Here is a 12,715-nt window from a genome sequence, read left to right on the forward strand (position 1 = left end):
TTCCCGGGTCTCATCCGCGCTCCGAAAAACCGTGAAAAATTCAGTACAGGATAGACACGGGTAACCGACATGCGCACATTTCGCCCCAACGTGGTAAACAACGCGTTAACCAAGCTTAAGAAGTTGCAACTTTGTCGGCTGGCTGCCGACGGCGCCGGGTGTCTTTTTTGGACGCGCAAAAGACGTTGTAGAATTTTGATCAGCCGCATGATCGCTCCCGAAATCGGCAACGACCTTTTAGGTTGTCCGCTGGTGCTGCGGCATAAAGTTGCAAGACCAGAACGCTCTTGCGTGGTGAGGCGGCTATCGATATAGAATTGACGTAAACGTAAATGAGCGGATTACGCCGTTTGCGATTTGTTTGTTGAAACCACGAGTGGAAGCACGCCCCCGCTTTCACTCAGGCGACGCAAGGTCCGCGACCGCGACGCCACCAGACGGGGAAAGCCAGTGACCATGAAACTTATTTCGCCCGGCCAAGCCGCGGCCAACACCAACGATATGTCGAGCGAAGCCGGTGAAGAGCTTGTCCGCATCGGCGAAATGGCCAAGAAATATGGAGTGACGCTGCGTACGCTGCGTTTCTATGAGGACAAGGGTCTGCTCAACCCGCAGCGCGACGGCTCGACCCGTCTCTATACACGCCGCGACAGGGCCCGGCTGAAGCTGATCCTGCTTGGCCGCAAGGTCGGGTTCTCGCTGCGTGACGTCAAGCAGATGATGGACCTCTACGATCCGAACGGCTCCAACACCAAGCAATTGCGGCTGGCGCTCGACAAGTCGGAGAAGCAGCTTGCCCGTCTGCAGAAGCAGCGGGCGCTGATCGACGACGCCATCAGCGAACTGAGTGCTTCGATGTCGACCGTCCGGCAAATGCTGATCGAGCGCTCGACGCCGCAGGCCAGCGTAGCGAGCTAAACTAAGCTTTCGATTTGTGACGAATAAGAGCCGCGTGGCTTTCGCTGCGCGGTTCTTCGTCGTTTGCCGTGCTTTGTCGTTTGTCGTCCTGGCGCGCGGGAGAAAATTTGCCGCACCGCCGAATTGACGTTTACGCAAACGTCAATATTTGTTATCTCGACCACAACGTTGGTCCGTCTGCCATCCTCATATGCTGGGGCTGATTTCGGGGCCAAGACCGCATGGTGGAGGAAACGCATGCCGATCTACAGAGCGCCGGTCCGGGACACGCTGTTCGTGCTGAACGAAGTGCTGGGATATCAGCGTTATTCCAATCTTCCCGGATTTTCCGACGCGACGCCGGATGTGCTCGAGGCCATCCTTGCCGAGGGCGCGAAGCTCGCCGAAAACGTGATGCAGCCGCTGAACCGCGTTGGCGACGTGGAAGGCTGCATGCGCCATGACGACGGTTCGGTAACGACGCCGAAAGGCTTCAAGGAAGCTTTCGACCAGTATCGCGAAGGCGGCTGGATGGGGCTCGCGGCACCTGTCGAGTTTGGCGGGCAAGGGTTGCCCTACGCGGTGCACACTGCGGTTGCCGAATACATGGTGTCGGCCAATATGTCGCTGATGATGTATGCCGGCCTGACGCAAGGCGCGATCGCTGCGATCATCACCCATGGCACCAAAGAGCAGAAGGCAACATGGTTGCCGAAGCTAGTCGAGGGCGCCTGGACCGGCACCATGAACCTGACCGAGCCACACTGCGGAACCGATCTTGGCTTGCTGCGCACCAAGGCCGTCCCCAATGGCGACGGCACCTACAGGATCTCCGGTCAGAAGATCTTCATCTCGGCCGGCGAGCATGACATGTCGGACAATATCGTCCACCTGGTGCTGGCCCGTATCGAGGGCGCGCCGGATGGCGTGAAGGGCATCTCGCTGTTCATCGTGCCGAAGCTCAAGCTCGATGCCTCAGGCAATCCGGGCGAGAAGAACACCGTCTCCTGTGGCTCGATCGAGGAGAAGATGGGTATCCATGGCAACTCGACCTGCGTCATGAATTACGACGACGCTGAAGGCACGCTGCTCGGCGAGGCCAATGGCGGGCTGAAAGCAATGTTCACCATGATGAATGAGGCGCGGCTTGGCGTCGCCCTGCAGGGACTTTCGCTATCTGAGGTTGCCTACCAGAATGCGGTTTCCTACGCCAAGGATCGTCTGCAGGGCCGCTCGCTGTCAGGGCCGAAGGCGCCGGACAGGAAGGCCGATCCGATCATCGTCCATCCGGACATCCGCCGCAGCCTGATGACCATGAAGGCTTTCAACGAGGCCGGCCGCGCGCTGGCGCTGTGGACGGCGATCAAGTCCGACATCGCTCACCGCTCCGGTGACGACAAAGATCGCCAGGTCGCAGACGACTACACCGGCCTGATGACGCCGGTGGTCAAAGGCGTGCTCACCGACAAGGGGTTCGATCATGCGGTAATGGCGCAGCAGGTCTTCGGCGGCCACGGCTATATAGAAGAGCACGGCATGAGCCAGTTCGTCCGCGATGCGCGCATCGCCATGATCTATGAGGGTGCCAACGGCATCCAGGCGCTCGACCTCGTCGGCCGCAAGCTGGCCTTGAATGGCGGCCGCGCGGTCCAGGCTTTCTTTAAGGAAGTCGGAGAGTTCTGCGAGGAAAACCGCACCGACGAGACGATGGCGCCCTTCACCAAGGCGCTGAAGAAGGGCCTCAACGATCTGCAGACGGCGACGATGTGGCTGGTGCAGAACGGCATGGCCAAGCCCGATAACGCCGGTGCCGCCTCGACCGATTACATGCATCTCTTCGGCCTGGTGGCGCTGGGCTATATGTGGGCCCGGATGGCCAGGGTGGCCGCAGCGAAATTGGCGAATGGCGCCGACGGCGCTTCGTCTTTCTACGACCACAAGCTGGTGACGGCGCGCTTCTTCATAGAGCGGATCATGCCGGAGACGTCGGCGCATCTTGCCCGCATCTCCAGCGGTGCCGACACATTGATGACACTGCCGGCGGAAGCGTTCTAGCTTCGGCGTTCCCCTCCCCCTCGAGGGGAGGGTGGCCCGAAGGGCCGGGAGGGGGTCCTGCGTGCAGTGCGCCGACCTCCATTCTGGTGCATGCCTTGGAGGAAAATGATCGCAATGCCGTGGCACATGGCGCAGGTTGTAATAGATAAGGTCAAGCAAGTCATCGGCGACCCCACCCGGCCGCTTCGCGGCCACCCTCCCCTCGAGGGGGAGGGGAACGTCGGCGCGAGGGAGAAACCATGACCCACCCCGCCGAAATCCTTGGCCTTCCCAAGCCCGCCTGGGCGGCGGACGAGGTCGGCATGCTTTACGACATGGCGCACCGCTTCATGTCGGAAGAGATCGCGCCGCGTTACGACGAGTTCGAGAAGAACGAAATGGTCGACCGCGAGAGCTGGCTGAAGGCGGGTGCTGCCGGCCTGCTCTGCGCCTCTATGCCGGAGGAATATGGCGGATCGGGCGGCACCTTCGCGCATGAGAGCGCCATCATCGAGGCGATCGGCCATGTCGGCGTCGACGGGTTCGGCATTGGCCTGCACAATTCGATCGTTGCCCCCTACATCCTCCATTACGGCTCGGACGAGCAGAAGAAGAAATGGCTGCCGAGGCTGGCGACCGGCGAGCTGATCGGCGCCATCGCCATGACCGAGCCCGGTGCGGGCTCCGACCTTCAGAGCGTCAAGACGCGCGCCGAAAAGGACGGCAACCAGTACAAGCTCAACGGCTCGAAGACCTTTATCACCAACGGCCAGCTCGCCAATTTCATCATCGTCGTTGCCAAGACCGATCCTGAGAAGGGCGCCAAGGGCATCTCGCTGATCGTCGTCGAGACTGACGAGGTGGAAGGTTTCGAGCGCGGCCGCAACCTCGACAAGATCGGCCTCAAGGCCAACGACACGTCGGAACTGTTCTTCAACGACGTGCGTGTGCCGACCTCGAACCTGCTCGGCAACGAGGAAGGCCAGGGCTTTGTCCAGTTGATGCAGCAATTACCGCAGGAGCGGCTGCAGATCGGCACCACTGCTATTGCCATGGTCGAGCGGGCGCTGGCGCTTACCATCGACTACGTCAAGGAGCGCAAGGCCTTCGGCAAGGCCATCATCGAATTCCAGAACACCCAGTTCAAACTTGCCGAATTGAAGACCGAGGCGACCATCGGCCGCGTCTTCTATAATGACTGCGTTGCCCGCCACATCAACGGCGGCCTCGACCCGGTGACCGCGTCTATGGCCAAATACTGGCTGTCGGACCTGCAAGGAAAAGTCGTCGACGAATGCCTTCAATTGCATGGCGGCTATGGCTACATGAATGAATATCCGATTGCGCGCATGTTCCGCGACGCCCGCGTCCAGCGCATCTACGGCGGCACCAACGAGATCATGAAATTGCTGATCGGGCGCTCGCTCTGAGCGAGTTTCAGCAAACCCAAGGAGCAGGAAAATGGCCGAAGCTTATGTCTATGATGCCGTGCGCACGCCGCGCGGCAGGGGCAAGAAGGATGGCTCGCTGCACGAAGTGCCGGCGGTGCGGCTCGGCGCCAAGGTGCTCGAGGCCATCCGCGACCGCAACGGGCTGGACACCGGCACCGTCGACGACATCATCTTCGGTTGTGTCGATCCGGTTGGCGAGGCGGGTGCGGTCATTCCACGTGCCGCCGCTTTCGAGGCCGGCTACGACACCAAGGCGCCTGGCATGCAGATATCGCGCTTCTGCGCCTCGGGCCTCGACGCCATCAATTTCGGCGCCGCCAAGATCGCACAGGGCGCCGACGAGATCGTCATTGCCGGTGGCATCGAATCGATGTCGCGCGTCGGCATGGGCGCCTCCGGCGGCGCCTGGTTCATGGACCCATCGGTCGGCCTGCCCGGCTGGTTCGTGCCGCAAGGAATCTCGGCCGACCTGATCGCCACCAAATACGGCTTTTCGCGCGACGACGTCGATGCCTACGCGGTCGAAAGCCAGAAGCGTGCCGCCAAGGCGTGGGGCGAGGGCCGCTTCAAGAATTCGGTGATCTCGGTCAAGGACCAGAACGGCCTGACCATCCTCGACCATGACGAACATATGCGGCCCTCGACCGACATGCAGTCGCTGGCCGCGCTCAACCCGTCCTTCGTCATGCCCGGCGAAATGGGCGGCTTCGACGCCGTCGCCGTGCAGAAGCATCCCGAGGTGGAACAGGTCAACCACGTCCACCATGCCGGCAATTCCTCCGGCATCGTCGATGGCGCGGCGGCCGTGCTGCTCGGCTCGAAAAAGGCGGGAAAGACGCTCGGCCTCAAGCCGCGCGCACGCATCCGTGCGTTCGCCAACATCGGCTCCGAACCGGTGCTGATGCTGACCGGCCCCGTCGACGTCACCGAGAAGCTGTTGAAGCGGGCGAAGATGAAGCTGTCGGACATCGACCTGTTCGAGCTCAACGAGGCCTTCGCTTCGGTGGTGCTGCGCTACATGCAGGCTTTCGACATTCCGCATGACCGGATCAACGTCAATGGTGGGGCCATCGCCATGGGCCATCCGCTCGGCGCCACCGGTGCGATGATCTTCGGTACGGTGCTGGACGAATTGGAACGCCGCGACCTCAACACCGCGCTGGTGACGCTTTGCATCGGCGCCGGCATGGGCACTGCAACGATCATCGAACGCGTCTGACGGAGAGAGATGATGAGCTACACCAATTTCACCCTCGACATCGACGCCGACGGCATTGCGCTGGTCACCTGGGACATGCCGGACCGTTCGATGAACGTCTTCACCGAGGAGGTGATGCTCGAACTGAATACCATCGTCGACAAAGTGGCGAGCGATGCAGCGATAAAGGGCGCGGTGATCACCTCCGGCAAGGATACGTTCTCGGGCGGCGCCGACATCACCATGCTGCAGAAGATGCTGGCGACCTTCGCCGCCGACAAGGCGAAGGACCCGGAGAAGGCGACCAAGGCGCTGTTCGACAATGCGGGCACCATGAACGGCCTGTTCCGTAAGCTGGAAACTTCGGGAAAGCCATGGGTTTCGGCGATCAACGGCACATGCATGGGTGGCGCGTTCGAATTGTCGCTCGCCTGCCATGGCCGTGTCGCGGCCGATTCAGACAAAGTGAGGATGGCGCTTCCCGAAGTGAAGATCGGCATTTTTCCGGGCGCCGGCGGCACCCAGCGCGTGCCACGGCTGACCGACCAGCAGCAGGCGCTGCAAATGCTGACGTCCGGCCAGACGCTGTCGCCTCAGAAGGCCAAGTCGATGGGCCTGATCCATGAGATTGCCGAGCCGGACAAGCTGGTCGAAACCGCCAAGGCGATGATCAGGAACGGCTTGAAGCCGGTGGCGCCATGGGATGAAAAGGGCTTCAAGCTGCCCGGCGCCCCGATCTATTCGGTGGCCGGTGCCAATCTGTGGCCCCCGGCCATCGCCATTCTGCGCCGAGAGACCTATGGCAATTATCCCGCCGCTGCCGCCATCCTGAAATGCGTCTATGAGGGCCTGTTGGTGCCGTTCGACACCGCCTTGCGGATCGAGCAACGCTATTTCACCGAGATCATGCAGACAAGGGAAGCGGCAGCGATGATCCGTTCGTTGTTCGTGTCGCTGCAGGAACTGAACAAGGGCGCGCGCCGCCCGGCCGGTGTGCCGGAAACGAAGTTCAAGAAGATCGGCGTACTCGGCGCCGGCTTCATGGGCGCCGGCATCGCCTATGTGACGGCCAGGGCCGGCATCCCGGTGGTGCTGCTCGACCGCGACATGGAGTCCGCCGCCAAGGGCAAAGCGCATTCCGAGACCCTTATCTCGGATCAGGTGAAGAAGGGCCGTGCCAAGCCGCAGGACAAGGATCGGTTGCTGTCGCTGATCACGCCGACGGCCGATTACGCCGATCTTGCCGGCTGTGATCTTGTGGTCGAGGCGGTGTTCGAGGATTCGGCCGTCAAGAAGGATGCCACCGAACAGGCCGAGGCTGTGCTCAAGCCGTCGGCGATCTTCGCGTCGAACACGTCGACCATCCCAATCACATCGCTGGCTAGGAATTCGGCGCGCCCGAAGAATTTCATCGGCATTCATTTCTTCTCGCCGGTCGACAAGATGATGCTGGTCGAGATCATCCTCGGCAAGAAGACCGGCGACAAGGCGCTGGCCACCGCGATCGACTTCGTCCGCGCCATCAAGAAGACGCCGATCGTCGTCAACGATACGCGCGGCTTCTATGTCAATCGCTGCGTGCTGCGCTACATGTCGGAAGCCTACAAGATGCTGATCGAAGGTGTTCCGGCGCCGATGATCGAAAACGCGGCCAAGGCCGCCGGCATGCCGGTCGGTCCTCTGGCGTTGACCGACGAGACTGCGATCGACCTTGCCCAGAAGATCATGAAGCAGACCATGCGCGACCTCGGCGACAAGGCGGTCGACCCGAAGCAGATGGCGCTGATCAACACGATGGTCGACACGCATGGTCGCTTGGGCCGCAAGAACGGCAAGGGCTTCTATGACTATCCGGCAAAACCGGCCAAGAAGAAGCTGTGGCCAGGCCTCAGGGACCTCTACCCGCAGCTGTCGCCGGAGCAGGTCGATTATGAGGAACTGAAGCAGCGGCTGCTGGTCACCATCGCGCTTGAGGCGGTACGGGTGATGGAAGAGGGCATCGTTACCGACCCACGCGAGGCCGATGTCGGCTCGATCCTGGCCTTCGGCTTCGCGCCCTATACCGGTGGTGCACTGTCCTACATAGACGGCATCGGCGCGAAAAAATTCGCTAAGATCGCCAAAGGCCTGCAGAAGAAATACGGTGCCGAGTTCAAGGCGCCGAAGCTGCTGCTCGACATGGCCGAGAAGGGCGAGACCTTCTACGAGCGCTTCGATCCTTATACCAGAAACGAGGCCAAGGAGGCGGCGTGACGCCGTCTTCGACGGTGGACAAGATGGCGGCCAAGGGATAGAACAGGGAAGGTATTTTTTCCTGTTTCGAAGGAAGAGCAAGGTGCTCTCGCACGACCGCGTTTGGGCCGCCATCGACGCTCTTGCCGAGCGTTATTCGCTTTCGGCCTCTGGACTGGCCAGGCGCGCTGGCCTCGACTCGACCGCCTTCAACAAATCGAAGCGGCTGTCCTCAGATGGACGGCCGCGCTGGCCGTCGACCGAATCGCTGGCCAAGATCATCGAGGCGACCGGCGCCTCGCTGGATGAATTTGCGGGGCTGGTCGAGGGTCGGGGTAATTCCGACGCACTACCCGTGCAGAGATCGTCGGTGCCGCTGCTCGGCTTCGCCCAGGCGGGCGCCGGTGGCTTCTTCGACGACGCCGGGTTTCCAGCGGGGCAGGGATGGGACCTGATCGAGCTTCCGGCACGGGCAACCGAAACCTCCTATGCCTTGAAGGTCCAGGGCGATTCCATGCTGCCGCTCTATCGCAATGGCGATGTCCTGATCGTCGAGCCAGGGGCTACCATACGAAAGGGTGATCGCGTCGTCGTCAAGACCAATGCCGGCGAGGTGATGGCCAAGGTGCTCGACCGCCAGACACCGAGGTCGATCGCGCTGGTCTCCCTCAATCCCGATCACCCGGACCGCGACGTCCCCATGCGCGATGTCGAATGGGTGGCGCGGATTGTCTGGGCAAGCCAGTAGGCGCGGGGCCGGTGCGTCTGCCTCACCTTGCCTTGGCTGTTCTGGCGATCCCGGCGATGGCCACGGCAATTGTCGCCGGCGGCCGCGCCGTCCAGAGCGAAAGCGGCGGCCCCTGGGAGCAAATCCAGGTCGGCGCTGAACCGCAGCCCGCCGCGCCGGCTACGTCGGCCATCCCGAAATCAGTGCCGGCCAAGCAGGCGGCGCATTCGAGGGCAATCGATCCAGAAATCGTGGTGCCGCCGCAGCTCGGTTCCAACGAGCTTGAACGGATAGAGCCGCGCGCCCCGTTGAGCGATCTGGCATTGGCCGGACCGCCCAAGCCGCCAAAAACGAAAATGCCCGACGACTGGAAAGGCACGAAACTATTCCAGCCCGTCGCGTCGGCCGCCGGGGTCATCGAAGCAAAGGGCTATTCGATTGCGGTTTCCGGTATCGACATCGTCAAGCAGGAGGAGACTTGCACCGACGGCGGCGAGTCCTGGAATTGCGGCATTCGGGCGCGAACGGCCTTCCGCGCCTTTCTCCGCAGTCGTGCGGTGGTCTGTGCCGTGCCGCCCGAAGGCGGTCGTGATCTGATCGCCGCCGAGTGCCGGATCGGCAATCAGGATATCGGCCAATGGCTGGTCGAAAATGGCTGGGCGCGCGCCGCCAAGGGCGGCCCTTACGCAGAAGCCGGCGAGAAGGCGCGTGCAGCAAAAAAAGGCGTCTTCGGGCCGGCGCCGAGCGTTTCAGGCCTGCCGCCGCTCCCGGCTGCTGCGTCGCGATCCGCGCCTGTAGCGCCTAGCTCGATCCTGGAGGAGCAAGACGGCGTCCTCATGCCGCCAGCTGACCAGCCAGCGCCCGCTGAATGAGCTCGCGCGTTTCGGCGATGCCGTAGAGCGCGGCGAAGGAGCCGAAGCGCGGCCCGCGTTCCTGACCTATCAGCACCTGATAGATCATCTGGAAGAAGGCGACGGAGACACCGGGTCCGCCCTCCGGGCTCTGCTTGGAATGATCCTGGTAGCGCTCGATCTTGCGCGCAACATTGAGGGCAGCGTTCTGGATTGCCTCGCTGTCGGCATCAGCCGGCAGCGCGGCGAGCGCTTCCGAAAGCTTGGTCAGCGCCTCGCGCTCGACCGCGTCGGCAGCACGGTACACTTTCGCCGGCTTCACGAAATCGTCGAAATAGCGGATGGCATATTCGGCCAGCCGGTCGAGCTCGGGATGGGTTGTCGGCGTCACACCCGGCGCGTGGCGCGAAATGAAACCCCACAGCACGTCCCTGTTCTGCGCATTCGAGGCGCTGACCAGGTTGAGCAGCAGCGAGAACGGAACCGGCAGGTCGACTGCCGGGGGATTGCCGTCATGCATGTGCCAGACCGGATTGCCCAGCCGCTCCTTCCAGTCCTGCCTCTGATAGGCAGAGAGGAACGTGTAATATTCGTCTACCGCCTTCGGGATGACGTCGAAATAAAGCTTCTTCGCGGTTCGCGGGCGCTGGAACATATAAAGGCTAAGGCTCTCGGTCGGCGCGTAAGTCAGCCACTCGTCGATGGTCAGCCCATTGCCCTTCGACTTCGAGATCTTCTGGCCGTTCTCATCGAGGAACAGCTCATAATTGAAGCCCTCGGGTGCCGGAGCATCGAGCGCGCGGCAAATCTGCCCGGCGAGCTTGACGGAATCGATCAGATCCTTGCCGGACATCTCGTAATCGACGCCGAGTGCTGCCCAGCGCATCGCCCAATCTGGCTTCCATTGCAGCTTGGCATGACCGCCGGTCACCGGCGTCTCGAAGCGCTCGCCGGTGTCCGGGTCGCGCCACACGATGGTGCCGGCGTCGAGCTTGCGCTCGTCGATCGCGACTTGCATGACGATGCCGGTCTTGGGATGGATCGGCAGGAAGGGCGAATAGCTCAGCGCCCGCTCCTCGCGCAGTGACGGCAGCATAATTGCCATCACCTTATCGAAGCGCTCGAGCATCTTGAGCAGCGTCCCGTCGAAGCGGCCGGAAGTATAATAGTCGGTCGAGGAAGCGAATTCGTAATCGAAGCCGAAACGGTCGAGGAAAGCGCGCAGCCGTGCGTTATTGGCGGCGCCGAAGGACGGATACTCATTGGAGAACGGGTCCGGTATCCTGGTCAGCGGCTTGCCGAGATAGGCGCGCAGCATGTCCTTGTTAGGCACATTGTCCGGCACCTTGCGCAATCCGTCCATGTCGTCGGAGAAGCACAGCAGCCGCGTCTTGACCTTGTCTTCAGTCAGCACGCGGAAAGCGTGGCGCACCATAGATGTGCGCGCCACCTCGCCGAACGTGCCGATGTGCGGCAGGCCGGACGGGCCGTAGCCGGTCTCGAACAGCACCGTTTCCGGGTAGCCGCTGCTCGCGTAGCGGGCGACGATCTTTTTCGCTTCCTCGAATGGCCACGCCTTGCTTTCGGCGGCGGCGGCGAGGACTTCCGGGCTGAGATCGATCGGCTGTCGTTCGGCCATGATGCTATTCCTGCAACTTTGCCGGCATCCATGCCGGCAGCCGCATGCTCTAGACCATGATCCCGAAAAGTGGAACCCGGTTTTCGGGCAGGACCGTGATCAGGCAAGAAGATTAAGCGCCCCCGTCCCGATAGTCAGGATGGATCAAGTTCCAAGGCGTGATCGGAGCGCCGACGATCGCGGCTGTTTTTCCTTGCGGCGCCGGCCCCTCGTTCCTAACTTCGGGACCATCTCAAGGAGTTGTAAATGCCATTGTCGCCACACGAAGCCATGATCTACCTGATGGTCATCACCTCGGCGTCAGACCGCGACATGACCGACGTCGAACTGGCGCGGATCGGCGACGTCGTTCGATCCTGGCCGGTGTTTGAGGATTTCAACCAGGAGCGGCTGGTCGAGGTCGCCCAGGCCTGCCAGAAAATGCTGCATGAAAAGGATGGGCTGGAGGGCGTCCTGGCGCGCGTCGCCGAGGCGCTGCCCGAACGCCTGCGTGACACCGCCTATGCCGCCGCCTTCGAGGTCGCAGCTGTCGATCTCGAAATGCGCCTGGAGGAGGTGCGCGTCCTGCAGCTCGTCCGCCGGGAACTCGACCTCGATGCGCTGACGGTCGCCGCCATTGCGCGAGCCGCCAAGGCCCGCCTTCGCACGCTGACCTGAGCCGGCGGCCAAGCTCAGAAAAAATTGACGGGAAAATAGCGCAGATAGAACTCGGCGAACGTGCCTTTCACCGAGATTTCCTGCAGCGCGTAGTCGAAAGCGGCGGCCAGTGCCGGATCGTCGGCCCTGGTGGCGATTGCCATGCCTGAGCCGAGATATTCGGGCGCCAGATAGGGGCCGCCGGCAAAGCGGCAGCAGCCCGCTGCATCCGAACCGCCGAGCCAGAAGGCGAAACGCATGCCGTCGCCGAAGGCGGCGTCGATCTTGCCGGCTTTCAGCTCGCCATAAAGCTCCTCCGGCTTTGCGAACGGGACGATTTGGACGTCGCCGAAATAATCGCGCAGCATCCGCTCGTGCGCGGAGCCGGCGATCACGCCGACACGCTTGCTGCGCAGCTTGTCGAACATTGGTTCGGTCAGCGCCTGTGTCTTCAGCATGATGAAGCGTGCCGGAAATTGCAGGTAGGAGCGTGAAAATGCGTATTTCGACCGCGACTCCGGCGTCGCGGCGATGCCGGCAATGATCGCTTCGCCCTCGCCTTTCCCGAGCGCACCTTCGAGCTCGGCCCAGGGCAGCGCCTGGATCTGGCATTTTTCGGCAATGCCGAGCTCGGCGCAGATGGCGCGCGCCAGGTCGACATGGAAGCCCGACAGCCGGCCTGCCCCATCGAGGAAATTGAACGGCGGGAAATCCGTGGTGGTCAGGAATCGCAGCCGCGGCAGCATCGAAAGGTCCGGCTTTGGCAGCCGCTCCTTGGCGTCCCAGAACACCGGCACCTGCGGCTCCGCGGCGAGCGCAGCAACCGCAAGCGATTGCGCTCCGATCAATATCGAGATCAATGAAATGGATATGCGCCGAAACGCCACGCGACGACTCCGTCCGGGTCTTGCCCCGGCTTTCGTACGAAATAACAGGTTTTTGTACGAAAAAAACACAGGTACGACGGTTTTTGGTTTCATCATTGCAATTTAGGGATATTGTTTAGTGAGTTTGCAAGTGACTGCGTGATGCCGGCTGAAGAGGAGCAGT

At 62.0% G+C, this 12,715-nt stretch carries 10 protein-coding genes; 8 read left to right on the forward strand and 2 right to left on the reverse strand.

Annotated elements, in window-relative coordinates; genetic code table 11:
- Positions 1-456 precede the first annotated feature (456 nt).
- From NKH16_RS12780 to NKH16_RS12810, 7 genes are all read left to right on the forward strand, one after another.
- Positions 457-918, forward strand: coding sequence for a MerR family transcriptional regulator (locus tag NKH16_RS12780; protein WP_023677331.1), 462 nt, complete (start codon positions 457-459; stop codon positions 916-918).
- Positions 919-1,155: 237 nt separating this feature from the next.
- Entirely contained in the window at positions 1,156-2,952 is a 1,797-nt protein-coding gene (locus NKH16_RS12785; protein ID WP_352744456.1) for an acyl-CoA dehydrogenase, read from the forward strand.
- A gap of 239 nt (positions 2,953-3,191) precedes the next feature.
- Complete coding sequence (locus tag NKH16_RS12790) at positions 3,192-4,361, forward strand: acyl-CoA dehydrogenase family protein (RefSeq protein WP_352744459.1); 1,170 nt, start codon at positions 3,192-3,194, stop codon at positions 4,359-4,361.
- 31 nt (positions 4,362-4,392) lie between these two features.
- Complete coding sequence (locus NKH16_RS12795) at positions 4,393-5,601, forward strand: acetyl-CoA C-acetyltransferase (protein WP_352448635.1); 1,209 nt, start codon at positions 4,393-4,395, stop codon at positions 5,599-5,601.
- Between the two features lie 12 nt (positions 5,602-5,613).
- On the forward strand, positions 5,614-7,833 hold the full coding sequence (locus NKH16_RS12800; protein WP_352455145.1) for a 3-hydroxyacyl-CoA dehydrogenase NAD-binding domain-containing protein: 2,220 nt from the start codon (positions 5,614-5,616) through the stop codon (positions 7,831-7,833).
- A gap of 82 nt (positions 7,834-7,915) precedes the next feature.
- Positions 7,916-8,560, forward strand: a complete 645-nt coding sequence (locus NKH16_RS12805; RefSeq protein WP_352899697.1) for a S24 family peptidase — start codon at positions 7,916-7,918, stop codon at positions 8,558-8,560.
- An 11-nt stretch (positions 8,561-8,571) separates the two neighbouring features.
- Positions 8,572-9,411: a thermonuclease family protein gene (locus NKH16_RS12810; RefSeq protein WP_352455146.1), complete on the forward strand. Its 840-nt coding sequence runs from the start codon at positions 8,572-8,574 to the stop codon at positions 9,409-9,411.
- Here NKH16_RS12810 and NKH16_RS12815 read toward each other — a convergent pair.
- Positions 9,374-11,029 (reverse strand): lysine--tRNA ligase, encoded by a 1,656-nt coding sequence (locus NKH16_RS12815; protein WP_352746981.1) that lies wholly within the window; start codon positions 11,027-11,029, stop codon positions 9,374-9,376. The two genes, NKH16_RS12810 and NKH16_RS12815, sit on opposite strands and share 38 nt — an antisense overlap.
- Before the next feature lie 246 nt (positions 11,030-11,275).
- Here NKH16_RS12815 and NKH16_RS12820 point away from each other — a divergent pair, with 246 nt between their 5' ends.
- A complete protein-coding gene (locus NKH16_RS12820) occupies positions 11,276-11,686 on the forward strand; it encodes a tellurite resistance TerB family protein (RefSeq protein WP_023677339.1) in 411 nt (136 codons plus the stop codon).
- 14 nt (positions 11,687-11,700) lie between these two features.
- Here the strand turns inward: NKH16_RS12820 and NKH16_RS12825 are convergent, their stop codons facing one another.
- Entirely contained in the window at positions 11,701-12,552 is an 852-nt protein-coding gene (locus NKH16_RS12825; protein WP_352746984.1) for an ABC transporter substrate-binding protein, read from the reverse strand.
- Positions 12,553-12,715 lie beyond the last annotated feature (163 nt).

This window comes from Mesorhizobium sp. M1307 (assembly GCF_040318155.1).
In the GTDB taxonomy this organism is placed as follows: Bacteria; Pseudomonadota; Alphaproteobacteria; order Rhizobiales; family Rhizobiaceae; genus Mesorhizobium.

Excerpts from the sequence above, each read along its gene's own strand:
- NKH16_RS12780 (WP_023677331.1), top strand. The coding sequence starts at position 457 with ATGAAACTTATTTCGCCCGGCCAAGCCGCGGCCAACACCAACGATATG.
- NKH16_RS12785 (WP_352744456.1), top strand. The coding sequence starts at position 1,156 with ATGCCGATCTACAGAGCGCCGGTCCGGGACACGCTGTTCGTGCTGAAC.
- NKH16_RS12790 (WP_352744459.1), top strand. The coding sequence starts at position 3,192 with ATGACCCACCCCGCCGAAATCCTTGGCCTTCCCAAGCCCGCCTGGGCG.
- NKH16_RS12795 (WP_352448635.1), top strand. The coding sequence starts at position 4,393 with ATGGCCGAAGCTTATGTCTATGATGCCGTGCGCACGCCGCGCGGCAGG.
- NKH16_RS12800 (WP_352455145.1), top strand. The coding sequence starts at position 5,614 with ATGAGCTACACCAATTTCACCCTCGACATCGACGCCGACGGCATTGCG.
- NKH16_RS12815 (WP_352746981.1), bottom strand. The coding sequence starts at position 11,029 with ATGGCCGAACGACAGCCGATCGATCTCAGCCCGGAAGTCCTCGCCGCC.
- NKH16_RS12820 (WP_023677339.1), top strand. The coding sequence starts at position 11,276 with ATGCCATTGTCGCCACACGAAGCCATGATCTACCTGATGGTCATCACC.